Source organism: Meiothermus cerbereus DSM 11376, from assembly GCF_000620065.1.
In the GTDB taxonomy this organism is placed as follows: Bacteria; Deinococcota; Deinococci; order Deinococcales; family Thermaceae; genus Meiothermus; species Meiothermus cerbereus.
Window position 1 is genome coordinate 80875 of record NZ_JHVI01000012.1, and the last position, 25599, is coordinate 106473.

Annotated in this window: 27 protein-coding genes; 17 read left to right on the plus strand and 10 right to left on the minus strand. The window is 64.3% G+C overall.

Features of this window, described 5'->3' with window-relative positions:
• Nucleotides 1-19: 19 nt before the first annotated feature.
• The 7 genes from Q355_RS0105645 to trxB form a co-directional block, all read right to left on the minus strand.
• Nucleotides 20-721 (minus strand): 2-phosphosulfolactate phosphatase, encoded by a 702-nt coding sequence (locus Q355_RS0105645; protein ID WP_036258763.1) that lies wholly within the window; start codon nt 719-721, stop codon nt 20-22.
• Nucleotides 718-2697: a transketolase gene (gene tkt, locus Q355_RS0105650; protein WP_027876904.1), complete on the minus strand. Its 1980-nt coding sequence runs from the start codon at nt 2695-2697 to the stop codon at nt 718-720. Before tkt ends, Q355_RS0105645 begins: the two co-directional genes overlap by 4 nt.
• A gap of 459 nt (nt 2698-3156) precedes the next feature.
• Nucleotides 3157-3930, minus strand: a complete 774-nt coding sequence (locus Q355_RS0105655; protein WP_027876905.1) for a heme ABC transporter ATP-binding protein — start codon at nt 3928-3930, stop codon at nt 3157-3159.
• Entirely contained in the window at nt 3923-4918 is a 996-nt protein-coding gene (locus Q355_RS0105660; protein ID WP_027876906.1) for a FecCD family ABC transporter permease, read from the minus strand. Before Q355_RS0105660 ends, Q355_RS0105655 begins: the two co-directional genes overlap by 8 nt.
• Complete coding sequence (locus Q355_RS0105665) at nt 4918-5850, minus strand: heme/hemin ABC transporter substrate-binding protein (RefSeq protein ID WP_027876907.1); 933 nt, start codon at nt 5848-5850, stop codon at nt 4918-4920. Before Q355_RS0105665 ends, Q355_RS0105660 begins: the two co-directional genes overlap by 1 nt.
• A gap of 175 nt (nt 5851-6025) precedes the next feature.
• Nucleotides 6026-7090 (minus strand): SLAC1 family transporter, encoded by a 1065-nt coding sequence (locus Q355_RS0105670; protein WP_027876908.1) that lies wholly within the window; start codon nt 7088-7090, stop codon nt 6026-6028.
• A gap of 10 nt (nt 7091-7100) precedes the next feature.
• On the minus strand, nt 7101-8039 hold the full coding sequence (gene trxB, locus Q355_RS0105675; RefSeq protein ID WP_051529333.1) for a thioredoxin-disulfide reductase: 939 nt from the start codon (nt 8037-8039) through the stop codon (nt 7101-7103).
• A 122-nt stretch (nt 8040-8161) separates the two neighbouring features.
• On the opposite strand from trxB, the gene Q355_RS17095 reads away from it, so the two are divergent.
• From Q355_RS17095 to Q355_RS15445, 11 genes are all read left to right on the plus strand, one after another.
• Nucleotides 8162-8536, plus strand: coding sequence for a hypothetical protein (locus Q355_RS17095; RefSeq protein ID WP_245597504.1), 375 nt, complete (start codon nt 8162-8164; stop codon nt 8534-8536).
• Between the two features lie 104 nt (nt 8537-8640).
• Nucleotides 8641-9837 carry a NosD domain-containing protein gene (locus Q355_RS15435; protein WP_051529327.1) on the plus strand — a complete coding sequence of 399 codons (1197 nt, stop codon included), beginning with the start codon at nt 8641-8643 and terminating at the stop codon, nt 9835-9837.
• Nucleotides 9822-10457 carry an ATP-binding cassette domain-containing protein gene (locus Q355_RS15440; protein WP_036258769.1) on the plus strand — a complete coding sequence of 212 codons (636 nt, stop codon included), beginning with the start codon at nt 9822-9824 and terminating at the stop codon, nt 10455-10457. The genes Q355_RS15435 and Q355_RS15440 overlap by 16 nt, the downstream gene beginning before the upstream one ends.
• A complete protein-coding gene (locus tag Q355_RS0105695) occupies nt 10438-11103 on the plus strand; it encodes a nitrous oxide reductase accessory protein NosL (protein WP_027876910.1) in 666 nt (221 codons plus the stop codon). Before Q355_RS15440 ends, Q355_RS0105695 begins: the two co-directional genes overlap by 20 nt.
• A 56-nt stretch (nt 11104-11159) precedes the next feature.
• Nucleotides 11160-11663, plus strand: coding sequence for a nitrous oxide reductase accessory protein NosL (locus Q355_RS0105700; RefSeq protein WP_027876911.1), 504 nt, complete (start codon nt 11160-11162; stop codon nt 11661-11663).
• Between the two features lie 2 nt (nt 11664-11665).
• Nucleotides 11666-12418, plus strand: a complete 753-nt coding sequence (locus tag Q355_RS0105705) for a hypothetical protein (protein ID WP_027876912.1) — start codon at nt 11666-11668, stop codon at nt 12416-12418.
• Nucleotides 12419-12483: 65 nt separating this feature from the next.
• Complete coding sequence (locus Q355_RS0105710) at nt 12484-12924, plus strand: copper chaperone PCu(A)C (RefSeq protein ID WP_027876913.1); 441 nt, start codon at nt 12484-12486, stop codon at nt 12922-12924.
• Nucleotides 12925-13037: 113 nt separating this feature from the next.
• The gene (locus tag Q355_RS17220) at nt 13038-13172 is read left to right on the plus strand and encodes a hypothetical protein (RefSeq protein WP_281172002.1); all 135 of its coding nucleotides are present in this window, start codon (nt 13038-13040) and stop codon (nt 13170-13172) included.
• On the plus strand, nt 13169-13981 hold the full coding sequence (locus Q355_RS0105720; protein WP_027876914.1) for a TlpA family protein disulfide reductase: 813 nt from the start codon (nt 13169-13171) through the stop codon (nt 13979-13981). The genes Q355_RS17220 and Q355_RS0105720 overlap by 4 nt, the downstream gene beginning before the upstream one ends.
• A gap of 86 nt (nt 13982-14067) precedes the next feature.
• Nucleotides 14068-14343, plus strand: coding sequence for a metal-sensitive transcriptional regulator (locus Q355_RS0105725; protein WP_027876915.1), 276 nt, complete (start codon nt 14068-14070; stop codon nt 14341-14343).
• Nucleotides 14344-14443: 100 nt separating this feature from the next.
• Entirely contained in the window at nt 14444-15511 is a 1068-nt protein-coding gene (locus Q355_RS15445) for a VanW family protein (RefSeq protein ID WP_036258797.1), read from the plus strand.
• A gap of 56 nt (nt 15512-15567) precedes the next feature.
• Here the strand turns inward: Q355_RS15445 and Q355_RS0105735 are convergent, their stop codons facing one another.
• The 3 genes from Q355_RS0105735 to Q355_RS0105745 form a co-directional block, all read right to left on the minus strand.
• Nucleotides 15568-16731, minus strand: a complete 1164-nt coding sequence (locus Q355_RS0105735; protein ID WP_027876916.1) for a VLRF1 family aeRF1-type release factor — start codon at nt 16729-16731, stop codon at nt 15568-15570.
• A gap of 135 nt (nt 16732-16866) precedes the next feature.
• Nucleotides 16867-18315, minus strand: coding sequence for an SLC13 family permease (locus Q355_RS15450; protein ID WP_051529329.1), 1449 nt, complete (start codon nt 18313-18315; stop codon nt 16867-16869).
• The gene (locus Q355_RS0105745) at nt 18312-18770 is read right to left on the minus strand and encodes a CBS domain-containing protein (RefSeq protein WP_027876917.1); all 459 of its coding nucleotides are present in this window, start codon (nt 18768-18770) and stop codon (nt 18312-18314) included. The genes Q355_RS15450 and Q355_RS0105745 overlap by 4 nt, the downstream gene beginning before the upstream one ends.
• Nucleotides 18771-19151: 381 nt before the next feature.
• Between Q355_RS0105745 and Q355_RS0105750 the strand changes: the two genes are divergently transcribed.
• From Q355_RS0105750 to Q355_RS0105775, 6 genes are all read left to right on the plus strand, one after another.
• Nucleotides 19152-20051, plus strand: a complete 900-nt coding sequence (locus Q355_RS0105750; protein ID WP_027876918.1) for a universal stress protein — start codon at nt 19152-19154, stop codon at nt 20049-20051.
• Nucleotides 20052-20066: 15 nt separating this feature from the next.
• Nucleotides 20067-20384: a hypothetical protein gene (locus tag Q355_RS0105755; RefSeq protein WP_156941880.1), complete on the plus strand. Its 318-nt coding sequence runs from the start codon at nt 20067-20069 to the stop codon at nt 20382-20384.
• Nucleotides 20362-20727, plus strand: a complete 366-nt coding sequence (locus Q355_RS16170) for an isoamylase early set domain-containing protein (protein WP_051529330.1) — start codon at nt 20362-20364, stop codon at nt 20725-20727. The genes Q355_RS0105755 and Q355_RS16170 overlap by 23 nt, the downstream gene beginning before the upstream one ends.
• A 319-nt stretch (nt 20728-21046) precedes the next feature.
• Nucleotides 21047-21925 carry a universal stress protein gene (locus Q355_RS17255; protein WP_333659819.1) on the plus strand — a complete coding sequence of 293 codons (879 nt, stop codon included), beginning with the start codon at nt 21047-21049 and terminating at the stop codon, nt 21923-21925.
• A 28-nt stretch (nt 21926-21953) separates the two neighbouring features.
• Nucleotides 21954-22859 (plus strand): universal stress protein, encoded by a 906-nt coding sequence (locus tag Q355_RS15465; RefSeq protein WP_051529331.1) that lies wholly within the window; start codon nt 21954-21956, stop codon nt 22857-22859.
• A complete protein-coding gene (locus Q355_RS0105775) occupies nt 22856-25315 on the plus strand; it encodes a cation-translocating P-type ATPase (protein ID WP_027876920.1) in 2460 nt (819 codons plus the stop codon). Before Q355_RS15465 ends, Q355_RS0105775 begins: the two co-directional genes overlap by 4 nt.
• Nucleotides 25316-25599: the final 284 nt, after the last annotated feature.

The window sequence follows — 25599 nt, forward strand, 5'->3', positions numbered from 1 at the left end:
TATTGCTGAACCAAGCCCCCTAGCCAAAAATCAAGGCCTCCCCACGCCTTTGCAGCAGGCGGGGCACCCGTTCGGAAAGACCCAATTGGGCGCAAAAGGCCACGTCCTCGCCCAGCCCTTCGCGCGCTAGAGCCAGGGCTGCCTCGGAGGCCTCGAGCAGGGGCCGGGCCGGTTTTTGCGCCAGGTGCAGGGCCACCTGTGTACCATCCCCCACCGGCTCAAAGCCCTCGGCAAGGAGCATCTGGGCCAGCACCCCGGCTGTGTAGAGGTCGTCCATACCCATCTGGCCCTCCTTGCCCGCGCACAGGATGGCCACCTGGGAACCCAGCCGGGCCGCCTGTTGCGCGGCAGCAGGGGCGTTCAAGAGCGAGGCCAGAAGCACCTCGCGGGCTACCTGGGCGGCTTTATGGGCGGCCTTGGTGCCGTTGGTGGTGGCGTGGATGACCGTGCGATCCCAGAGCTCGGCCAGGGCCACCTCACGAGGACTGTTGCCAAAGTCGAAGCCCGGCGGCTTCAGCCCGCCCACCTCGCCCGCCAGCAGTTCACCATTTTGCCTAAGGGCCCTGGCCTCCTCCAAACCCGCCGTAAGCCACAAGGCCTTTACCCCCGACTCCAGGAACATCACCGCCGTGCTGGTTGCCCGTATCACGTCCACCACCAGCATCACCTCGGCTTCCGGAAAGGCTGCCGTGGGCAGGGGGTGCACCCGAACCCGTCTCATACCTGGATGAGCTCGAGCACCGCCCGCACCACCGCGCCGGGCCGGAAGCCCAGGTTCTCGTAGACGGCGGGGTAGGGGGCGCTTGCACCAAAGTGATCGAGGCCCAGCACCGCATCGGCATAGCGTTCCCAGCCAAAACTGGCCCCGGCCTCTACCGCCAGGGTGGGCAGCCCCTTGGGCAGCACGGCCTCACGGTACGATTCGGGCTGGGCCTCGAAGGCTTCCCAGCAGGGCAGGCTCACCACCCGCACCGCAATTCCCTCGGCCTCGAGCTGTTTCTGGGCTTCCAGGGCCAGGGCTACCTCACTGCCGGTGGCCACGATGGTCGCCCTGGCGCCGGGCCGCTCGGAAAGAACGTAGCCACCCTTCAGGGTGCCCTCGGCGCCAGCCAGGGTACCGCGCTCCAGCACCGGCAGGGCCTGCCGGGTAAGTACCAGGGCGGTGGGCCCCTCCCGGCGCTCGAGGGCCAGCCGCCAGGCCTGGGCGGTCTCCAGGGCGTCGGCCGGCCGCACCACCCAGAGGTTGGGCATGGCCCGCAGGCTGGCCAGGTGCTCGATGGGCTGGTGGGTGGGGCCGTCCTCGCCGATGGCCACCGAGTCGTGGGTCAGCACAAAGATGCTGGGGGTGCCCATCAGAGCGGCCAGCCGGATGGCCGGGCGCATATAGTCCGAGAAAACGAAGAAGGTGCCCCCATAAGCGCGGTAACCCCCGTGCAGGTTGAGCCCGTTCAGGATGGCTCCCATGGCGTGTTCGCGCACCCCGTAGTGCAGGTAGCGCCCGCGGGGGTTCTCGCGCGAGAAGGACTGCATTCCCGCTGCCTGGGTGTTGTTGGAAGGGGTCAGGTCGGCGCTGCCGCCCAAAAGCTCGGGCAGGCGGGGGGCCAGCGCGTCCAGCACCTTGCCGCTGGCCGCGCGGGTGGCCAGCTTGCCGCTAAAGCTGGGAAGTATGGCTTCCCAATCCAGTGGGGGCAAGGCCCCTTTGAGGCGGCGCTTTAGCTCCTGCGCCTCCTCCGGGTAGGCCTCGGCGTAGCGCTGCATGCGGGCATTCCAGTCGGCCTCGAGCCGTTGTCCCCTTGCCACAGCGGCCCGCAAGTGTTCGTACACCTCGCGGGGAATCTCGAAGGGTGGGTGGGGCCAGTTCAGGTTGTTGCGGGTGGCCTCGAGGGCCTCGGGGCCCAGCGGTTCCCCATGCACCTTATGGCTTCCGGCCTTGGGCGAACCGGCCCCAATCACCGTCCGCACCGCAATTATCGAGGGTCGGGCGTCCACCTGGGCCGCCCGCAGGGCCAGGCGCAGCGCCCCCAGGTCTTCCCCATCCACCCGCTGGGTGTGCCAGCCGTAGGCTTGGTAGCGCTTTAGCACGTCCTCGCCAAAGGAAAGCCCGGTATCGCCGTCAATGGAGATGTGGTTGTCGTCCCACAGCACAATCAGCTTGCCCAGCCCCCAGTGCCCGGCCAGGCTGCTGGCCTCGCCCGAAACCCCCTCCATCAGGTCGCCGTCCGAGGCCAGCACATAGGTGTAGTGATCCACTACCGTATGCCCCTCGCGGTTGAACTCAGCAGCCAGCTTGTGCTCGGCCAGGGCCAGCCCCACCGCCGTACTGATGCCCTGGCCCAAAGGCCCGGTGGTCACCTCCACCCCTGGGGTGTGGCCGTACTCGGGGTGGCCGGGGGTTTTGGAGCCCCACTGGCGGAAGCGCCGGAGTTCGTCCAGCGGCAGGTCATAGCCGGTCAGGTGCAGAAGGGCATACAGCAGCATGGAGCCGTGCCCTGCCGACAGCACAAAGCGGTCGCGGTCGGGCCAGTGGGGGTGGGTGGGGTTATGCTTCAGGAAGTCGTTCCAAAGTACATAAGCCGCGGGGGCCATACCCAGGGGCATGCCCGGATGCCCGCTTTTGGCCTGTTCTACCGCATCAGCAGCCAGCATCCGAATGGCGTTGATGGCCTGTGTCTCAATTGCGCTGAGGGTGCTCGCCATGTGTCTCCTTTCACAAGGTGGGTTCTGGCGTCAGTGTAGACGGAGAAATCCAAAACTATCAATCTCAGTTTCGGCTCTTTATATAAATAATTCTTATTGAATAACATCAAAGCTCGCCGGATTGAGCCCTGATAGCAGGTGATATGAAATCTCGCTGGATTGTTTCCCTTGATGTAGTGAGCCGGAGCGATAGCGGGTGATATGAACCCCGCCTGAATCGTTCCGTTAGGGACTGTTGGAGCACCATCGTTTTTCAGGCTGTTATACCGGATTCAAAAAGATAATCTTCAAACAAAAAGCGCTAAGAGGCTATCTTTTTGAATCCTAGAGCACTCCCTTCGGTCGGGTTAGTTCGTCACCGTTCGGTGACGAACTAACCGAATCTGGTATTACTACCCGCACTTCAGGCGGGGGCCCCAGAAAAAGAACAAATCAAAGACATTTCTTATGAGGCCGCCTTCAGCCAGCTTCGAAGCTGGGCAGCACCAGCCGCCGACCGGCGTGAACGAGCACCTCGAAGGGCACCCCGTAGACCTCCTGCAACAAAGCGGGCCGAAGCAGATTTTCCGGCGTACCGAGAGCCACCAGGCGGCCCTCCTTAAGGAGCAAAAGCTGGTCGGCAAACAAAGCCGCTAGGTTCAGGTCGTGCAGGGCGGCCAGCACCAGACGGCCTTCCCGTGCCAGCCGCTGGGCCAGGGCCAGTACCTCGAGCTGCTGGCGGGGGTCGAGGTGGTTGGTGGGTTCGTCCAGCAGCAGGATGGGGGTCTCCTGGGCCAGCACGCGAGCCAGGTCGACCCGGGTGCGCTCGCCCCCCGAAAGCGAGAAGTAGGGCCGCTCAGCCCAGGCAAGGGCGCCGGTTTGCTCCAGGGCCCACTCCACACGCGCCCGGTCGGTGGGGTTTTCGGGGCGGCGCTGCTGGTGGGGCAGGCGGCCTAAGGCCACCACCTCGCGCACCGTGTAGGGAAAGGCCAGACTACGCTGCTGTGGCAAAAAAGCCCGCTCCAGGGCCATCTGGGCTGGCGTGTAGCGCTGTAGGGGCACCCCTTTGAGGGCCACACTGCCCTCGCTGGGGCGCCACTCGCCCGAGAGCAGGCGCAACAGGGTGCTCTTGCCCGCCCCGTTGGGGCCTAAGATGCCCCAAAAACCCGGCTCCAGGCTGAACGAAGCCCCGCGCAACAACCAGCGACCCGCCCGCTGGAAGCCCAGCGCGTGCGCCTCGAGCCAGCTAGCCACGCCAGCCCTCCCGCCCCAAGAGCAGCAAGAAGAACGGCCCGCCTAAAAGCGTGGTGAGCAGCCCCACAGGCAGTTCCGCCGGGGCCAGGGCCGTGCGGGCCACCAGGTCGGCCAGTACGGTCAGGCTGGCCCCCAGCAGCCAGGCCGCCGGCAGCACAAAGCGGTGGTCGGCCCCACCCCCGGCCCGCAGCAGCCAGGGCACCAGCAGGCCCACAAAGGCGATGCTCCCCGCCGCGGCCACCGCCGCCCCCACCCCCAGGGCCACCAGCAACAAAGCCTGCCGCTTCAGGGCCGCCACCCCAATCCCCAGGTGAAAGGCCTCCTCTTCGCCCAGGGTAAGGGCATTGAGGGCCCGGCCCAGGCGCAAAAGGGCCAGGGCACTCAACAGGGCCAGGGGGGCGGTCAGGGCCAGCAGTTCCCAGCCGGCCCCCCCAAAGCCCCCCAGGGTCCAGAAGGTCAGGCTGCGGCCCTGGGGGTCACCCACACGAAACTGCAAAAGCCCCACCAGGGCGTTCAGGATGGTAGTAAGGAGCAGGCCCACCAGCAATAGCCGCACCCCGGTCTGTTCGCCCCCGGCGGGCGCCAGGCGCAGGAGCAGGGCCAGCGTTGCCAGCACCCCCAGAGCCGCCGCCAGGGGAAGGCCCCAGGCGGCCAGGGGAAAAAAAGCCAGCCAGAGCACCGCGCCCAAAGCCGCCCCGGCCCCCAGGCCCAGCAGGCCGGGCTCCACCAGGGGCGTGCGCAAAAGGCCCTGCAGCACCGCCCCGCTAAGGGCCAGGGTGCCCCCCACCAGCGCAGCCAGGAGCACCCGCGGAAAGCGGATGTTGAGCAAGACCGAAGCCCCCTCGAGCCCCTCCCGCAAGACCCGGGGAATCTCCAGGGGGGGAATGTAGTAGGCCCCGCTGGCCGCCGCCAACAGCAGGCTGGCGGGCAGCAGCAGGGCCAGGGCTATAAACAAGAGCCGCCGACGGCTAAAAGCGCTGGGGGGCATCAGGGGTTGAAGCCAGGGTGGTTAATCCGCACCGGGCCGGTTTTCTCGTAGAGGGCCTGGTGGAGCTCGAGCGCCGCCCGACCCACCGTGTAGCCATAGCCCGAGATGTAGGTCACGTCCATAGCCACAATCCGGCGGTTACGGCCGGCAGGGGTCTCGGCCACCCCCGGCAGGCGCAGGATGTTCTCGAAGCTAAAGGGCTGGTCGGGAAAGAAGGGCACCACGATGGCCTCGGGCCGGGCCGCCACCACCGCTTCGGCGGTGATGTTCACACAGCCCCGCACCGCACCGGCCCCCTGCACAGCCTTGACCGCATTCTGGGCCCCGGCTAGGGTGATGAGCCCTGCGCCACTGGCCTCCTCACCGCAGACAAAGGTGTTGCGGGGATCGCGCGGGTAGATGTAGAGCACCCGCAAGGGCTCGCCCCGGCGCACCTGGGTTTTAGAGCGCAGGGCCAGCAGGTCGCGCTCGAGGGCCCGTACCAGTTCTTCGGCCCGCGCTGGCTGCCCCACCGCAGCCCCGATGGTGCGGATTTTCTTCTTGACCCCCTCGGGCGTGGGCTCGTCGGGCACCAGCACCACACTCACACCGGCCTGGCGCAGCTGGGCCAGCACCGGCGGGGGGCCCGCTTCGGAGACCGCCAGCACCAGGGTGGGCCGCTGGGCCAGCAAAGCTTCGGCGTTCAGGCGGAAAAACAGCCCAACATCGGGCTTCTTCAAGAGGGCGGCTGGAATGTACGAGCCGGTATCGCGCCCCACAATGCGCTCGGTGAGGCCAAACTTGTCCAGAATCTCGGAAATGGAACCTCCGATGCTCACGATGCGCTCGGCGCTTCTAACCTCGACCTCGCGGCCCGTGGCATCGGTTACGCGCAAGGGCTGGGCCAGCGCCAGCCCCAGCAGCAGGGGAAGTGTAAGGAACCAGTGTCTCATACCAACTTGTAAACTTACCAAAGCTCATACCCCAGAGTGTCACAAAAGTGTCATTGCCTAGTGCTCCGGTAACTTAATTCCTGGGATGGATTTGGCTCCTCTAATACCTAGGGGTTGCTTTGAGCGCTTCATTCCGGGAACTTCACTGCATATCTATCTTTGACTTACCAAACCACTAGCCTTTAGGGGGACGCAAAGCCCCCAGGCCAGCCCAGGCCCGCAGGGAGTAGAACATCACCCACAGCCAGAAGGCAGCCAACAGCAGGAGCAGCACCCAGGCCAGACCGCCCAGGAAGGCCGAGTCCAGCGCCCTGGCCAGGGCCAGGGTGGCCAGGGTGAAAGCCCCCAGGGGGAAGACCAAGCCCCACCAGCCTGGGGCAAAGTGGAACTGCGCCCGGCGGCTCTCTACAAGCAAGGTATCCAGGAGCAAAAGCAGGCTCAAGGCCAACCACCAAAACCCCAGGCCCCAGACGGCCAGCCCCACCACCGGCCAGGCTTCCACCCAGCCCTGGTGAACCAGCCCCGCCTTGGCCCCGCCCTCGAGCCAGCGCCAGGGCGCAAGCACCAACAGACCCACCGGGGCCAGCCCAATAAAGACCGAGGGCAGAAAGTGGGGCTCGAGCCGACCGTACCCATACAGCCGTTGCAAAAAGCTGGGCAGCACGAACAAAAACAGGAAAAACCCAATGCCCAGGAAAAGCCCGCTCAGCACCCACAGCTCTTTCTGCCAGACTTGGGGAAAACTGGAAAGCCACAGCCCTCCAGCCATGGGCACCAAAAGGGCCGAGACCGGCGGGATAACCCAGGCCCCGTTGGCGGCCTCGAGCGGCAGCTTAAGCCGGGTGCTCACGGTAAAGACCACCAGCAGGCCCACCGCAAAGATCAAGGGCGTCCCCAGCAGAAAAAGCCCCTGGCCCAAAAGGAGCGACCAGGGCCCCAGCGGCAACGCACGGGTCACCAGGCTCAGCACCAGGAGAGCGATGGGCAGGGTGGGAAGCATCTGAGAGAAAAGGGGATGCTGTAGGTCGGCCAGGGCGGCCTGGGGAAAACGCAGGAGCTTGGTCAGGTAGAGCGCCAGGAGCGCTGCCATGACCAGGAGAGTCAGCAGATAAACCGGCAGGGCCAGCCCCACCAGGCCGAACTGGGCCAGGGCCAGGGCCAGCACGCCGGTGCCCATCACCGCGGCAAACCAGGCTGGGTTAAAGTAGCGCACACTGGGCGCTGCTAGAGCCACTTCCACCCAAAGCCTCCTAGTGCACCGCGGCGTGTTCCTGCTCGGCCAGGTAGCGCTCGGCCATCATGGCCGCACGGGTACCGGCCCCCACGCTGGTAGAAAGCTGACGGTAGATGGGGTCGGCCACGTCGCCCGCGGCGAAAAGCCCCGGCACCGAGGTAAAAATTTCGTCCCGCACCGCCACGTAGCGGTCGGGCCGGAGTTCCACCACCCCCTGCAAAAAGCCGGTGTTGGGCTCGTGCCCGATGAAGACGAAGACCCCATCGGTGGGATAATCGTAGACCTCGCCGGTCTTGAGGTTCTTCAGGCGAACCCCGGTCACGGTCTCGTCGCCCAGCACCTCCTCGACCACGGTGTCCCAGATGAAGTGCATCTTGGGGTGGGCCAGGGCCCGGGCCTGGGCGGTCTTGTTGGCGCGCAGGGAGTCGCGGCGGTGTACCAGGGTGACCTTGTTGGCGAACTTAGTGAGGAAAAGACCCTCTTCCACCGCAGCGTCGCCCCCACCTACTACCACCACTTCCTTGCCCCGGTAAAAGAAGCCGTCGCAGGTCGCGCAGGTGCTCACACCCCGGCCATAAAACTTCTCCTCGCCCGGCACGCCCAGCTTCTTGGGGTTGGCTCCGGTAGCCAGAATCACGCTGCGGGCACGGTAGTCTTGCTCGTAGCCCCGCACCACAAAGCCCTCGGGGGTTCGCTCTAGGCCCTGGGCCTCGTCCATCACAATCTCGGCCCCAAAGCGCTTGGCTTGCTGCACCATACGCTCAGAAAGCTCGGCCCCACTAATAGGCTCGGGGAAGCCCGGATAGTTTTCGACCTCCTCGGTCTGGGCAATCTGGCCCCCCGGCAGGCCTTTTTCCAGGATGAGGGTCTTCAGGTTGGCCCGTCCGGTGTAGATGCCTGCGGTCAGCCCGGCGGGGCCGCCCCCGATAATCACCACGTCGTAGAGTTGGCTCATAGCAAAGTCTCCTTGCGCCAGCATAAGGCTGGCCCTTCATGGGTCAGTATAACATACCCCTGGGGGATATGTATTCCGGGACGTTTGCCCCTGGGGGGGCCCTGGCTATACTGGTTCCAAGTATGTGGGCGGCCCCGACTCGAGTCCACCGCACCCCCTGGGTTTTCTTTCTGGTGGGGCTGGTGCTCTTGGTCTCGAGCCAGTACGCCCTGCGCGACCCACGCAGCCAGGCCTTGCCAGTGGGCTTTCTGCCCAGTGCGGATATCTGTGCTTTCTCTCCGGGGTCTTCCCATTCCCAGCCTACCCCCTCCCCCACCCATACCCACCAGCCCCACTGCCCCCTCTGTGTGATGGGGGGCTATAGCGACGGGGCCCCACCCTTCGTTGCGCTTCCGCAGCCGGTGTTGCAAACCGGGGAAAGGCTGCGGCCGCTCGAGGCTGCCCAGCCCTTGGTGCGGCCAGTCTTCCCCCAGCTCAACCGGGGGCCACCCAGCTAGGCTAGACGCATCCGTGCCCTGTGCAAGTGGCCTATAGCCCCTGGCATAGGCGTGATTTGAGGTCATCTGTCCATCCAGGCCCCAATCCTGCCCTTTGTCCAGCCATGCTGGTTCTTCATCCCCCTGCACCCCTACCCCCCCTGCCCCCCGGACAGACCGTGGTGCTGGAGGCGGGCGTTTACCGCGGCCCCTGGGAGATTCGCACCCCTGGGGTGCGCCTGCTGGCCCGTCCGGGTGCGGTGCTGGACGGGGGCGGCCAGGGCAGCGCACTAACCCTCTCTGCGCCCGGCATTGTGGTGGAGGGCCTCGAGGTACGCGACGTAGGCCTCGGCGACGATTTCTACGAACCCGACGCCGCCGTGGTGCTGTACAAATGCGAGGGCTGCGTGGTGCGGGGCCTGCGGACCCGGGGGGTAACGGGAGGTATCCGGGTGGAGCAGTCCAGCCGGGCGGTGGTGGAAAACTGCACCCTCGAGGGCACCCTGGCCGCCCCTGGCCTCCAGGCCTACCGCAGCGACGAGGTGGTGCTGCGGGGCAACCGCATCGAGGGCTTTCTGGACAACCTCTATGTGGAATACGGCGAGCGGCTGGTGGTGGAAAACAACCGGCTGGAGGGCGCGGCGCGCTACGGCCTGCACCTGATGTTCACCTACCAGGCCCAGGTGCGGGGCAACCACAGCCAGCGCAACCGGGTGGGCTCGGCCATCATGCACGGGGCCGAGAACCGGGTGGAGGTCAACCTGTTTGCCGAGGAGGTGGGCCCCTTGCGCTACGGGCTGCTGTTACAGGAGGAGTGGAAAACCGTGCTGCGGGACAACCATTTTGCACGTAACACCATTGGGCTATTGTCGCTGGATTCGCGCGACACCCGGCTCGAGGCCAACCGCTTTAGCAGCAACGGCACCGCCCTGCTCTTCGCCCGCGATACCGACCAGAACACCCTCAACGCCACTGGCAACACCTTTGTGGGCAACCTCCACGACCTCGCCGTGGACGACCCCAGGGCCCGGGTGGTGCTCAAGGGCAACGCCTTCGACCGCGCCGCGCCCCTGCCCATTCCCCACCTGCCCAGCAGCAGCTTTGCCCTGCTCAGTGCGCGCCAGCCCGACCTGAGCCTCTTTGCACTTTCACCGGGGATGCTGCTGTGGGAGGCCGCCGAGGCCAGGGTACCGGGGCTGCGTCTGCTGGCCCTGGCCGACCCAGAAGCCCTGCCTGCATCCCGCCCGATCACCAGCATTGCGCCGGGTCTGGTTGGGCTGGCCCTTTTGAGCCTGTTGGGAGGAGCATGGTTGAGGTCGTAGGCCTGTACAAAAAGGGTCGTTTGGAAGACATCAACCTGCGCCTGGAGGCAGGCAGCCTGGCCCTCCTGGGCCCCAACGGGGCAGGGAAAAGCACCCTTCTGGGGGTGCTGGCCGGGCGGCTCAGGCCCGACGGTGGCATGGTGCGGCTGTTCGGGCACCACCCCCAAAGCCCGGGCGCGGCCAGAGTCCGGGCCTACATCCCCCAGCACCTGACCTTCCCGCCCACCCTGCGGGTGGAGGAAGTGCTGGAAGCCGCAAGGCAGCTCAAAGGGGCCAGCCCAGCCGAGAAGGAGGAGGCCCTGGGGCGCATGGGCCTGGCTGGCTACCTGAAGCGCCCGGTGGCCCAGCTCTCGGGGGGTTGGCGGCAGCGGCTGGCCCTGGCCGCAGGACTCATGGGCTACCCACCTTTATGGCTGCTGGACGAACCGGCCTCGGCCCTGGATCGCGAGGGCTTGGGCCGCTTACAGGACTGGTTCTCGGCCCACCTCGCCACGGGCGGACTGGTGATTTTGTCGGCCCATCGGCAAGAAGAAATCTCGCGCCTGGCCGAGCAGTTTTTACGCCTGGAAAACGGCCAGGTGGTTGAACAAGGAAGTCTTTATGTACAAGAACCGTCGTGAAGTGATGAAGATGCTTGCGGCTTTAGGCGCTTCTGGCGCGCTTTCCCAGGTGCTGGCTCAGCACATGCAGCAGCAGATGCAGCCCGCTCCCATGCCGGCCAACCTCGAGACCATCCCCGCCAAGACCATCCCCTGGGAGCAGGGCACCTGCGACTTCTGCGAGATGCCCCTCAAAACCCCGGCCCCTGGGGCCTGGATGGGTCGCACTTTTGCCCCCGGCTTCTTCGAGCAGACCTACAGCCAGATTGCCCTCAAAGAAGCGGCCAAGGGCAAGGAGGCCTACCACTTCGAGTCCATCGCCTGCATGGTGAACTACGCCTGGGTCTACGGCCTGCGCGACGGGGTGGGCAGCACCTTCTACGTGGCCGACCGGGGGGCCTACGACCCCGCCAAAGGCCCCGCCGCGGTTAATCTGATTCCGGCCCGTCAGGCGGTGTACCTGTGGGGCGAAAAACGCGCCTGGGTGGTGATGGACGCCAAAATTGCGGCCTTCAAGAACGCCGAGGCGGCCATGGCCTTTGCCCGCACCATCCCCGACCTGGGGCGCACCCGTGTGCTGGACTGGCAGACCCTGCTCGACCTGGCCCCGCTGCCGGAGATGAACCTGGTGAACCTGCTGGCTAAACACGCCGGCCTACTGAAGTAACTGCACCCACCTGGGGCTGGGGGCCACAGTCGCCCCCACCCCCGCTAGAGGAACCCATGAAGCGACGCACCTTGATCAAAAGCCTGCTGGCCCTGCCCCTGGGGTTTGGGGTACTGCAACCGGCCCTGGCCGCACCCAGGCCGCTGCGGGTGGGGGTGGACGCCTGCCCCTACTGCAACATGACCATCCTGGACGCCCGCTATGCCGCCCAGATGATCACCTCCACCGGCAAGGTTTACGCCTACGACGACGTGGGCTGCCTGCTCGACCACCTGCTGGGCTACGGCGGCCCCAAAGTTTCGCCCAAAGAGCTTTACGTGGCCGACTTTGCCGCCTCCGAGCGCAAGGAGGCCCGCTTTGTCCCGGTCAACCAGGCCCATTTCCTGTACAGCGAGCGCATCCGCACCCCTATGGGCACGGGCCTGCTGGCTTTTGGCACTGCCGCGGGCCTGGAAGCTTACCTGAGAGAGCGCCCCCAACACCAGGGGGAAAAACTGCGCTGGAACGAGCTTCTGGCCAGGGGCCGCAAACAGGCCTGGGTGCCCGGCTACGGAAGGTAGACATGGCTCTTCTACCCCTGTACGCCAAGGCCCTTCTGCGCAACCCCTGGGCTTTTGCCCCGCTGCTGTTGCTGCCCCTGCTGGCCCTGGCCTTCCAGGGCCGGGGGGAGGCGGTGGCGGTGGTCTCGCTTTTTGCTTCTTTGGCGCTGCTGCTGCCCCCGCTGGTGCTGGCCCTGGCCGTGCCCCTCCTCACCGCTCGAGAGGACTGGGCTTTCTGGGCCGGGATGCCCAGGAGCCCGGCCCGGCTCTACCTGAGCGGGGTGCTGGGGGTGGGGCTGGGCCTGAGCCTGCCCATTCTGGGGGGGCTGGCCCTGGCCGCGGGGCTCCTGGGGATGGGGGGCCCGGCGGCGGGGCTCCTGCTCTTCAGCGGGCTGGGCCTGCTGTGGTTCTGGGTGGCCCTGGCGGGCTGGGTGGGGGCAGGCCTCGAGCCCGCCCGGGCACTGGGGGTGGGCCTCTTGCTCTGGGGCCTGCTGGTGCTGGCCTACGACCCCCTGGTGGTGGGGGTGGCGGTGGCGCTCAGGGAGTACCCGCTGGAAAGGTTTTTGCTGGCGGCGGTGCTCCTGAACCCGCTGGAGCTTTTTCGGGTAGGGCTTCTGTATGCCCTGGGGGCCCCGGTGCTGGTGGGGCCCACGGGGTATCTGCTCAAAGAGTTTTTGGGTTACACCGGCGGCCTGCTTCCGCTCTGGGCAGGCCTGCTGGCGGTTGGGGCCGGGCTCCTGGGCGCGGGCTGGCGCTTTTCCAGACGGGACAGATAAATCGGGGTGCTCGGCTGTACCACCCCTTACATATGTGCCGTGCCCCTAGCTGCAAAATGATGCTTATGAAAAGGTTTTTCCTTGCTGTTTTCTTCACACTTGTAGGCCTGGCTCAGGCCCAGCCTACCCTGAAGCTCGAGCAGGGCTGGATTAGGCGGGTACCGGGCAACATCACTGCGGCCTACCTGGTGCTCTACAACCCCACCAACCAACCCATCCGCATCGTGGGGGCCAGTACCCCTATCGCAACGCGGGTGGAGTTTCACCAGACCACCCACACCGGCCACGACGACCAACTGGACATCTCGGCCATGAAGCGGGTGGAGGCCCTGACCGTGCCGGCTCGAGGTCGGTTGGAAATCCTGCCCGGCAAGTACCACCTGATGCTTTATGGCCTGCGCGAGAAGAACCCCCGCCCCTTACAGGAGGGGCAAAAGGTACCCCTTACGCTACGGCTACAAGGTGGGGCCACCCTCACCTTTACCCTCACCGCAGAGATGCGCTAAAAGCTCGAGCGTCTTGCAGATGTCATTGGGGGCTATATTGGAAGCCCCTTTTTATTTTCTCCGTCAAATCCCGTTTGCGCTTTATATCCCCCAGGGGTATAATGTCCCCGGATATGATGCGATTCGCAAAGATTGGCCTGGAGCGCCTACGCAGCAGCCTGGCCTGTCGGCTACGCGGGTTTTCGCTGTGCCGGGTGATGCCCTGGGTGGCAGTGCTGGCCTTGGGATGGGTGGTGTATAGCCGATGAAGCTGACCCCGGACGCCCTTTTGCTGGGCCCTCTGGCCCTGAGCTGGCCCAACCTGGCCCTGCTGGTTGGAATTCTGGCCTTTACCTGGCTGGCGGCCCGGCAGGGGGTGGAAAGCAAGGCCTGGTGGGTGCTGCTGGTCACGCTGCTGGCCGCCCGGGTGGGCTATACGGTGGCGCACCTCTCCACCTGGCCCAGCCTGGAGGCCGCTCTGCTGGGCACCCTGGACATCCGCAGCGGGGGCTGGAGCTGGTGGGTGGGGCTTCCGGTGGGGGCTCTGGCTGCAGCGCTACTTTTGCGCCAGGAAAGCCCACGGCTTTTGCTGCCGGGGGGGGTTGCGCTGGCGCTGGCCTTGCTGCCCCTGGGGGTACAGTTGAGCCTGACCCGGCCCACCCAGGCCACCGCTACACCCGAGTACGCCAGCCGCATGGTGCAATACCTCGAGCCCGCCCAAAGCCGCCTGGCTGAGGTGCGCTTTGACGAGCTGCCCAAGCCCATGCTGCTCAACTTCTGGGCCACCTGGTGCCCACCCTGCCGGGCCGAGATGCCGCTTCTGGTAGAGTACCAGCAAAAAGGCTACCCCATCGTGCTGCTCAACACCGGCGAGGACGTAGGGGCCATCCAGAGCTTTCTGGCCCAGACCGGGCTTTCGGCGCGGGTTTTCCTGGACAGCGCAGGCTTGCAGCGGGCCTTTCAGGTGAGCGGGCTGCCCACCACCCTGCTGATTGGCCCCGATGGAAAGGTGCTGGCCCGCCACCTGGGGCCGGTCAACCGGGCCCAGCTCGAGCAGCTTTTGCGGCAGCTGCAGTAGGGCGGCTTGCCTGTAGATGGCAGCCTCTGTCTGTACCTGTTGGAAGACACGGGCACATGGGGTACGATACCCCCTAGGGATACACCATGCGAGCTGTTAAGAAAAACGACCTCGAGGCCCGTACCCGCGTGCTGAACCGGCTCAAGCGGCTGGAGGGGCAGGTGCGGGGCCTGCAAAAGATGGTGGAAGAAGATCGCGACTGCCGCGAGATTCTGACCCTGCTCTCTGGCATCCGAAGCGCCCTGGAAGCCACCGGCGACCTTATCTTTGAAACCTATTTGGAAGAGTGTCGGGCCGATTTAGCCAAAGGCCAAGGGGACACCAAAGCCATCGTGGAGGCCGTGCGCCTGCTGCGCGGCTGAAGCCCAACGCTCAAGCGCCCCCTCCAGACCCTGGCCGGGCCCGGTAATGCTCCAGTAACCCTGGCGGTTTAGTTTGTAGCTACCTTTTAGGAAGGGCCTCATGCGGGGGTTAATTGCCACACTTGGCTTGTTCTCGCTGGCCTTTGCCGGGCCGGATGCCGTTCTGGTGGTGCGCGATCAGGTGTTGGAGCAAGGGCGGGTGGTGGAGTATGTGGGTACTCAACGCTACCCCGTACAAAACGAGGCCGAACTCGAGCTGCTGGTTGGTCAGCTAAACCGCCCCGCACGACCGGCCCGCTTCGTCTTCGACCCCCATAAGGGCTGGATTGCGGTGCAAAAAACGGGTTATCGCCTGGATTCTAAGGCGGTTCGGCTGGCCTACCGGGCTGCCCTCGAGGCCGGCAAACGCGAGTTTGTGCTGCCGGTGACCCTAGAGCCGCCCAGGCCCAGCGTGCACAACCTGTGGCAGCGTGGCATTGTGAACCTGGTGGGCGAAGGACGCACCGGCTTTGTCGGCTCGCCCCTCAGCCGGATTCACAACATCCGCCTAGCCTCTTCCAAGTTCGATGGGGTGCAAATCCCACCCGGGACAATCTTTTCGTTCAACCGCACCCTGGGGCCTGTAACCGCGGCGGCTGGCTATCAGAAGGCCTGGGTCATCCGGGGCAACCAGACCGTATGGGATGTGGGGGGTGGGGTCTGCCAGGTCAGCACCACCCTTTTCAGGGCCGCCTACTTCGCTGGCCTGCCCATCGTGGAACGCTACCCACATAGCTACCAGGTGGGCTACTACAAACCCACCGGCCTGGACGCCACAGTCGCTTCAACCAGAGACTTTCGCTTCAGAAACGATACCTCTGGCCATCTGCTCATCCAGACCTCCGTCCAGGGAAACGACCTGATTTTTCGCCTTTTTGGCCGCAAAGACCGCGACGTCAGCTGGCAGGGGCCGGTGGTGCTGTGGCGCACCCCTCCCCTGCCCACCCGCTACATCTACGATGCCTCCCTACCCGCCGGATACCGCCGACAAATTGACTTCGCCGCCGAGGGGGCGCTGGTGCGGGTTTACCGAACCGTGCGGTTGCAAAGTGGGGAGGTTCGGCAGGATGTGCTCGAGAGCCGGTACAAAGCCTGGGGGGCGGTGTATCTGGTAGGCCCCCGACCATAGCCTCACCATACTTCCCTGCACGGCAGGCACTTTCTGAGGCTGCCACAATCAGCCAACTACCAGCGGGGCATACCTGCCAGACCGCCCAGCTCGCTCAACAAACGCTGCTCGGCTTCGGCCCGAACGAACTCGAGCCGGGAACCAAACTGTGCTGCCAGCTCGGGCAGTACCCGCTTGAACTCTACCTCTTCCACTCGTTGACCGGGGCAGTGGGTTTGGGCGGCCTGAGGGCTAATGCCTACCCAACCATCGGGACAGCGCCAGGCTTTTTCCTGCAGGTGCCAGGGCACCAGTACATACTGCAAGCGCCCTTCCTGTAGCAGGTTCAGCACATGATCAAGGCCCCCCACCCCCTTCTCGCGCACTTCCAGCAACAAGGCCTCCTCCCCCCGCCGCTCCACCTGTTCGATGGTGGGGGCCACGGCCTTGAGAATTTCCGCTGGGCTGGGGTTAGAGGTGTGCAAAGGGGGCAGCACCGCCACCACTTTTTCGGCCACCGGCTGCGGCAGGGCTTGCCGGGCTTCCTCGGGCACCCCCAGTAAAATCAACCGCTGCAGGCCCCGCTCGCCCACCTGCTGTTGTAAAAGAACCCCAGCCTCGCGGAAGAAGCGCAGGCTCCACTCATCTACCCGCCGGCGGAAATGATCCTTGCCCGAACCTCCGCGTGCCGGCACCCCCACATCGCTGGCATTTGGCGAGGCGCTGCGCCCAGGCGTGCCGGTACGGTCTTCGCCCAGGTGGCGCCAGTTGTGGGTGTCGAGCAATCTGAAGGCATCGGCCACTTCTTCAATCTCGCCCAGGAAAACCTCAAACAAGCGCAGGTGCTCCTGATCCATATGCACCACACCGTAGCGCTCGTATTCGTCCAGGGCTAGCAGAAGCGGGGCCAGGTAGGGCGCGCCCCAGTGCGCTTCCACCCCCGCACGGGGCTCGAGCAAGGGCAGCTCGACCTGCAGATGATAGTCTTCAAACAGGTCTTCGGCCACAAAAAGCGCGCGCGTACGGCCCTGGGGAATATAGTGCTGGAGGCGCTCGAGCACCTTCCTGGCAAGGGCCTGCGGAACCCCTAAGCGCTCCATGGCTTCCTTGGCCCGCAGCACGTAGGCTTTGCCGCTGTTATCGGGGTTGGCCAGGTTTACATCCAGGTACAAGGAGAGCATCGGAGCGGCGTGTGGCGCTATGACCTCGTGGAGATAGACGACTTGCGCTTTACTGAGCATATTGGTCTCCTTCTGTACCAGCATCATAAATACTATTGCGGTCTTTACTTTTTTGCCACCGCAGGAAAACGAGACCATCCCTTTCGGTCTGGGTGAACAATCGCCTGAATGATGGCTGTTCACCCAGACCCGGCATCATAGGTTAATCCCTAAACCCCACCGCCCTAAGGTTAGCAGAATCAGGACAATGACCAGCACCGTAGCCAGGTTCAGCACAAAACCGGCCCGCACCATGTGGTGAATACGCAGCCCCTCGTAGGCAAACACAATGGCATTGGGCGGGGTAGCCACCGGTAGCATGAAGGCCGCCGAAGAAGCCACCGCCACCGGGATGGCCAGCAGCCGCGCATCCAGGCCCAAACCCTGGGCCAGCGCGCCCATTACCGGTAGAAAGGTCGCGGCCACTGCGGTGTTGGAGGTGAGTTCGGTCAGGAATATCACCACCAGGGTCGCACAAAGAACCAGAACCCAGGGGGGCAGGCTACCCCAGGCTGCCAGCGCCGCGCCAATCCAGGCCGACAGCCCCGTCGCCTCGAAAGCCGAGGCCAGGGCCAGCCCCCCTGCAAAAAGCAGCAACACCCCCCAGGGCAGCTTCAGGGCGCTATCCCAGTCCAGGAGGCGACCCCCCCCCGGTGCCGGAATCACAAACAACAGCAGCGCTGCCAGCAGGGCTACCGCTGAATCGGAGAGGGTGATCCCCAGAACTGCCGTTAGCTGTGGGCGCAGTATCCAGCCCAGCACGGCCAGCAAGAACACCCCCAGCACATACCCTTCCGCCCGACCCAGGGGGCCCAGCGCCCTGTATTCCTGGCGCACGCTGCCCAGCAAATCGCCCCAGGGCATCCCCCGCAAAGGGCGCGAGAGCCAGAACCAGGCCAGAGGAAGCATGAGGCCCACAAAAGGAAGCCCGATCCAGAACCAGCGCTGCATGTCCAGGGTGTAGCCGTGGGCCTCGCGCAGATAAGCGGCCAGGAGCGCGTTGGGCGGGGTACCGATCAGGGTACCCACCCCCCCAATTGAAGCAGAGTAGGCAATGGCGAGCACCAGGGCCACCCCGAAGCGACGGGTCTGGGTCTCGCTTGCCACACCCCCCAGCGACTGGATCACCGCCAGCCCCACCGCAAACATCATTACGGCGGTAGCGGTGTTGGAAATCCACATTGAGAGAAAAGCTGTGGCCAGCATAAACCCACCCAGCAACCCCGACGGCGTATGCCCAAGGCGCAGCACAATCGCCAAGGCAATCCGGCGGTGCAGGCCCCATTTCTGCAAGCTTTGCCCAATCAATAAGCCACCCAGAAATAAGAAGATGAGGGGATGTCCGTACTGGGCTGCCACAGCGGTCTCGGGGACGATACCCAGCAAGGGCATCAAGGGAATGGGCAGGAGGGCCGTCACCGGCAACGGCACCGTCTCTGCCGTCCACCACAGCACCATCCAGATCGAAAGCCCAACCAGGCGCCAGGCCTCGAGGCCCAGTCCAGCCGGTGGTGCCATAAGAACGACCCCCCCACACAGCAACGGCCCCAGAACCAGGGCAGCCCACCACCAGGCGCTTTTTGCAGTTTGCTGATTTTGGCTCATGAAGCAAGTTCCTGTTGCAGCACCTTCAGCAGGTCGTAGCGGGAGATGATGCCCACCACCTTACCTCGGCGCACCACCGGGATGCGGTTAATGTCGTGCCGGAGCATTAGAGCCAGGATCCGCTCGAGCGAAGCTTCGGGCGAAACCGTGACCACCGGGGCGCGCATGATGTCCTGGGCCCGCAGGTTACGGGCAGCCTTATAAACCCTCTCCACCTGCTCGGGGTAGAGCCAGTTGGCCAGCACATTGGCGCTTTCGAACAGGGAAAAAGGAACCATCCGCCCCGGATGGCGGCAAAAATCGCCCTGGGTGATGATACCCGCCAGCTGGCCTTTCTCGTCCACTACCACCACCGAGCCAATGCGGTGCTTTAGCATCTGCTGGGCCACCTCCGTGAGTGGGGTCTTGGGTGAAACTGCAACAATGGGCTTGACCATGATCTCTTTGGCTTTCATCCCATTCCTCCTCAGCACCCGCTGCTGGCCTTCTCGGCTGGTAGCGCCGGGCTGTTGGCAGTGGCCTTTGCGCCCAAGAGCAGGATGACGCCTACCGCTCAAGCACGCCCAGCACTTCTACAAAACACTTCGACATAACCTCGAGGTCGCACCCAGCTACGGGAAAATTGGCTGGTAGCACAAGAGCATTCTAAATGTGGTCAACCAGGGACATCTGGCCTTAGGCCAGTCCATTAGAGTTGTTAATGCCGGGAACCATCTCCCATACAACACCAGCCCCGGTTTGTCCCGAGTTTGGCTGGAGCGCAGCGGAAATCCTCCAGGCTGCGTAAAGCCGTATCCCGCGGATTGGTGGGTTCTCTTACCTGAGGAGGTGAGGTTATGTATAAACACATTCTGATTCCCACCGATGGCAGCGCGTGCAGTCAGGCGGCGCTCGAGGTTGGTCTGGCCCTGGCCCACCGTCTGGGGGCTAACGTTCGCCTGTTAAACGTGCTGGAGTACGGCGAGGAAGCAGCAGATGCCGAGCTGCCCACCAGCCGTACCCTATTCCACAACCTGGCCCGCCATCAGGGCAAGCTGGCCCTCGAGCAAGCCACTGCACTGGCGCAAAAGTATAAAGTGGCATTTCAAACCCTTCAGCCTTCGGGCTGGCCCGAACAGGTGATCTTGGAGCAGGCCGAGGACTGCGACCTGGTGGTGATGGGTACCCACGGGCGGGGCGGGCCGGCACGCTGGTTGATGGGCTCGGTGGCTCAGGCCGTGGTATCCAAAAGCCACAAACCAGTGCTGGTGGTGCACGCCCCGTCCGAGGCCAGCCAGGAGCCCCCACGGGACTTTGCGCGCATCCTGATCGCCACCGACGGCAGCGAGTGCAGCCGGGGGGCCTTACAGCACGGCCTGGCCCTGGCCCGCACGCTCAGGTCTCAGGTCACCCTGCTCCTGGCTACCGAGTATTCCTTCCAGTACCTGGGGCCCGAGATCGCCATGAGCCAGGAGTATGGCTACCTCGAGGACAGCCTGCACAGCTGGGGTGAGGCGGTGCTGGCCCAGGCCCAGGCCCAGGCCGAAAAGGAGGGTCTGGCAGCCCAAGCCAAGCTTGTCAAGGGAAAACCCCTCCACCGCATCCTGGAGGAAGCTCCCAATTACGACCTGGTGGTCATGGGTACCCACGGACGCAGCGGTTGGAACAAATTCGCGCTGGGCTCGGTCTCCGAAGGGGTTGTGCGGCGTTGCCCCAAGCCGGTGCTGGTAGTACCGGCCCGTTGTGCAGCAGGCTGAAGGGGGGTGTGGGGGGTGTCTTACTGGAAGTTTAGTGATGGAACCACGGTATACAGCCACGCCGATGTGGTGGGGCCCAGCCCATTTGCTGCCCATTTACGGCGGGAGCTACTCTGTCTGGCCTACGGTTGCGGCCCGCTGGTCTGGCTACCCACCCAGGGCCACGCAGTGGAGTTGGACACCACCGACGACTTCTTGCTGGCCCAGTGGCTGGAACAGGAAGCCAGGTTATACAAGATCCAGCTGGTCGAGACCGATTTCCATACCACGCATCCCCTGCTCTCGCCTGCGGAGGAAAACGGGGATCACCATGGTCGAGTTGCAACCGATTGACGAGCGTCGGTGGCGGGCAATTTTTGTTTTACCCAAGGGCATTACCGCCCACAAAGCAGCGGTGGTGGGGGATTTTTTGGACGAGTCCTGGCATCCCGATGGCGTGCACATGGTGTGCGGTAGCGATGGGTGCTGGCGGGCGAGCCTCGAGCTGGAAGCAGGCCAGAGCTATCAGTTCCGCTACCTGGTAGACGAGTGCTGCTGGTATAACGACGATGGTTGCCCACTGGTTCGCAATCCATTTGGCAGCTTTAATAACCTGCTGGTGGTGCCCGAGCAGGAGGGTATGCCGCTGCCTTTATTAGAGCGGTCTATAGAGAGAATGACACCACCCCAATCATAAAAAGGGCTGTCTTAGGCTTATTTTTGTCGCTGGGTAACTCGAAAACATGCGTCTAGGCTAGGTTAGCCACGTTGTGGCTATGGCGCACGCCACCCCCTGTAGGTTAGCCACGTTGTGGCTATGGCGTACGCCATCCCCTAGCAGAGGCATGTTTTGTGCAGCGGCAAGAATAGCGAGATGGTGCGGCGCTCGTGTCGCATCCAGGGACAAGTTACCCGAAGCTGTTGAATACACTAAAGCTGGCTTCCACCTTTGCCTGGGGGAAGACCCTCGAGGAACGATGTAATTTTTTATCGGTGATTTGCCTATGGGAGGTGCTATGTACCGGAAAATCCTGATTCCCGTTGATGGCAGCCGTTGCAGCGAGGATGCAGCCCGCTTTGGCCTTAAGTTGGCTCAGCGTCTGGGAGCTGAGGCAACCATCCTGCACGTGCTCGAGCCCTATACCGGCATTCTCATGACCCCCGACAGCATTCCCTACTACACCGACTTTGAGCGCGAACTGCTGGTAGCCGGGCGGCAGGCCCTGGAAAAAGTGGAGGCCCAGGCTCAGGCGCTGGGGGTGGCCTGCACAACCCTGCAACGCCAGGGGCGGGCTGCCGAGGTGATCGTCGAGATGGCGGCAGATCACGACCTGATCGTGATGGGAAGCCACGGCTACGGCGTGCTGGATCGGTTGCTGCTGGGCAGCGTGTCCATCCGGGTCTTGCACAAGAGCCATAAGCCGGTCTTGGTGGTGCGCGAAGGGGCCCAGACAAACGAGATACACTCGGTGCTGCTCCCCACCGATGGTAGCCGGTCTGGTGAAATCGCGCTGCGGCAGGGGCTCGAGCTGGCCAAGGCCCTGGGCGCAAACGTGACCCTGCTTTATGTGATAGAAGGAATGTACCGCTACCTGGGGCCCGAAACCGCCATCTATCCTGTAGCGGAGGTAACCGAGGCTGAGTTCCAGCAAATTGGGCAGGAGGCCCTCGAGCAGGCCCAAAAGTTGGCTGACGCAGTAGGGGTCGCGGCCTCGACCAGGCTGGCAAGGGGAAATGCCGTTGAGGGCATCCTGGAGGAAGCCAGGGCCCATGATCTGGTGGTGATGGGCACCCACGGGCGCAGCGGACTGGATCGGCTTTTGTTGGGATCGGTGGCCGAGGGGGTGCTTCGCCGCAGCGAGAAGCCCGTGCTGGCCATCCCTCGCCCCAACTGAGGCGAGCCGAAAGATGAGCAAAGCGACCATGCGTGTGTATACCAGCCTTCTGATTCCACTGGATGGAAGCCTGTGTGGCGAGAAAGCTGCCCAGGTGGGGCTATCGCTGGCTGCCCAGCTCGACCTGCAGGTGCGTTTATTGTATGTACTGGACAACGATGTTCAGGTTGAACCCGGCCCAGCAGAACTGGTAAGCGCCCTGAGTCTTGTGCGGGAGGCGGCGCGAACGCGGGGTCAGGGGATTCTGGACAGGGCCGTTGAACTAGCCCATCGCCTGGGGGTTGAGGTCAAAACCAGGCTGGAGTCGGGCTGGCCCGAAGAGGTAATTTTGCAGCAAGCCAAAGACTGCGACCTGGTGGTGATGGGTACCCACGGACGGGGCGGCCTGGAGCGCTGCATTATGGGCTCGGTGGCCCAGGCGGTCATCGCCCGAAGCCTCAAACCCGTGCTGGTAGTCAATGAACGCTACAACCCCCCGCCGTCGCCAGAGGAAAACATCTTCCGACGGCTGCTTATCGCCACCGATGGCAGCGAGTGGAGCAGCCGGGCGGTGCAGCATGGAGTCCGGCTGGCCTCGAGCCTGGGGGCAGAGGTCTCCCTCTTGCACGTGGTTGAGCTACCCCACAAACTGGCTGGGCAAAAAACTGTGGGCTTACCAGAACACGAGTTGCTGGGCCAGGGCCAGGCCGTGCTGGAAGAGGCTTTGAAGCTGGCTGCAGAAACGGGCCTGGCTGCCCAACCCATCTTGATGCAAGGTCACCCTGTCGAAAGTATCTTGCAAGCCAGCCAGCAACACGATCTGGTGGTGATGGGCACCCGCGGGCGCAGCGGGCTGGATCGGCTCCTGCTGGGCTCGATCACCGAGCGGGTGGCCCGCCTGAGCGCAAAACCAGTGCTGGTGATTCCCGGTGGTTTTACCCAAGGAGCTTCATGACAGGCCAGATACCCAAAGGCATTACCCAGGTAGAAGCAGAACATCGGCTGGCCCAGTATGGCCCCAACCGCCTGCCCGAGAAACCCCCAGAAGCGCTGTGGCGTAAGGTTTTGCGGCAGTTCCAAAGTCCCCTGATCTACATTTTGCTTTTTGCCCTGGCAGTGGACCTGGTTTTGTGGGTGCTCGAGGGCAGCCACGGCTTCCCTTTCGAGTCGCTGGCCATTGGGATTATCTTGCTGTTCAACGCTGGACTGGGGGTGTGGCAGGAAAACAAGTCGGAAGCTGCCCTGCACAAGCTCAAACAGATGGCTACTCCACGGGTCTGGGTGGAGCGGGATGGGCGCTGGCAGCAGATACCCAGTGACCTGCTGGTGCCAGGCGACCTGGTACGCCTCGAGGCTGGCGACCGGGTCCCCGCCGACTTACTTCTGCTGGAGGGCAGTGCCGCAGTAGACGAGTCGGTACTGACCGGCGAAAGCCTGCCGGTAGAAAAATCCCCAAGCGACGAGCTTTACGGCGGCACTTTGTTGGTAAGGGGCAGGCTTTATGCCCAGGTGGCGCGCACCGGTAGCCAGAGTGCCCTGGGCCGTCTGGCCCAGATGCTGGGTGATGTGCAGGCCGATCCCACCCCCCTGGAGCGCCGTCTGCGACACTTTGGCCACCAGATCGCCAGGGCGGTGCTGGGGGTGGCCTTTCTGGTGGCGCTGGGGGGGGTTATCTTCGAGGGCTGGCATCGCCTGGACGAGGTGCTGCTGTTCGCGGTAGCGCTGGCGGTAGCAGCCGTACCGGAGGGCCTCCCGGCGGTACTTACCCTGACCCTCTCGCTGGGGGTGGAGCGAATGGCCACCCGTAAGGCGGTGGTTCGCAAGCTCGCAGCAGTGGAGGCGCTGGGCTCCGTCACGGTGATTGCTACCGATAAAACCGGCACCTTGACCGAAAACCGCATGGAAGTACGCGCCCTGGACAGCCCCGACCTCCAGGCGGCCTACCGGGTGTGCGCCTTAGCCAACGATGCCGACCATCAGGCTGGCGATCCCATGGATCTGGCCCTGCTGGATTATGTGCGTGCTCGAGGGGTCGACCCCGAGGAGCTACGCATCCGGCTACCCCGCCATTCCGAGCGGCCGTTTGACAGCCAGCACAAGTTCATGCGGGTGACGGTACGCGAAGGCGCCCAAACCACCAGTTACCTCAAAGGCGCCCCCGAGGTGCTGCTGGCCCGCTGCGCCCTGAGCCAGGCCGAGCTCGAGTCCTGGCGCGAAAAAGCGGCGGCCTATGCCGCAGAAGGTTACCGGGTACTGGGGCTGGCCTGGGGCCAGGGAGAGCGGGAGAAGGACCTTCACTTCGCCGGCCTGGCCCTGTTCTGGGATCCTCCCCGGCCCGAGGTGCCAGGGGCCATCCGACAAGCCCAGGAGGCTGGTATCCGAGTGCTGATGATCACCGGCGATCACCCTGCCACGGCCCTGGCCATTGCCCACCAGGTGGGCATCCAGGGTGACCGGGTGCTTACCGGCGAGGACCTCGAGGACTTCACCCCTGAGGCCTTGCAGCAGGCCCTGGACGAGGTCAATGTCTTCGCACGGGTGCGGCCCGAGCACAAACTACGCCTGGTGGAAGCGCTTAAGGCCCGGGGTGAGATCGTGGCCATGACCGGGGATGGGGTCAACGACGCCCCTGCGCTCAAACGCTCGGATGTGGGGGTGGCCATGGGGCAGCGCGGCTCGGATGTGAGCCGCGAGGTGGCCGATCTGGTGCTCCTCGACGACAACTTTGCCACCATTGTGGCTGCCATCGAGGAAGGCCGCAGCATCTACGAAAACATCCAGAAGTTTATTCGCTTCCTTTTCTCCACCAACGTGGCGTTGGTGCTGCTGGTGCTGCTGGGACTTATGGCTGCGGTGGTGCTGGGTTTGCGCGATGCAGCGGGGGCTTTCTTCTTACCCCTCACGGCAGTGCAGCTTTTGTGGATCAACATTATTGCCGACGGCCCCCCGGCCCTGGCCCTGGGCGTAGACCGCAACCCAGGCGTGATGCGCCAGCGTCCCCGCGACCCCAAAGCCCCCCTGCTGGATGGCCCCTCGCTGGCCTTTATCCTGGTCACTGGGGTGGCCAAGGCCGTGCTGGGGGCCAGCTTACTGGTCTTCCTGTACTTGCGGGGGGCGGGCCTCGAGGTGGTGCGCAGCTCGGTTTTTCTATACGAATCGCTGGCCCAGCTCATCTTCGCCTACCCTTCGCGCAGCGTGCGTCTGTTACCTCTTCCCAACCGCTGGCTGGATTTGAGCATATGGGGCGCGGTGGCCCTGATGGTGCTGATCTTTGCCCTGCCACAAGGGCGGGTCTTGCTGGGGCTGGCACCTCTAAACCTCGATCAGACCGGCTGGGTAATAGCCACAACCCTCCTCACCTGGGCGGTAGCGGCAGTCATGGCCCGCTGGTTCCGCCAGCAATCCAGGTGACGACTCCCCGTTCTGAAGAACGGGGCTTCGCGGTTCTCACGGGACGGCCTACGCCGTACCCATCCCCGCAGGCTCCGTCCGAGCCCAGAAAGGACCTTGACACCCCGCTTCGCGGCGAAGAAAGCGTCTCCGTATCGGCAGGCGAGCGCAATGCTTCTAGCTCTGCCACGGGTGTTCGTTTGGAGTTTTACCCATCGGACTACCCGATGGAACCCCCTACTCCAAGTTTCAAGGTGCACGGGGAACGCTGTCCCCAAGGAGATGTTAGCACACATCTGCCGCCC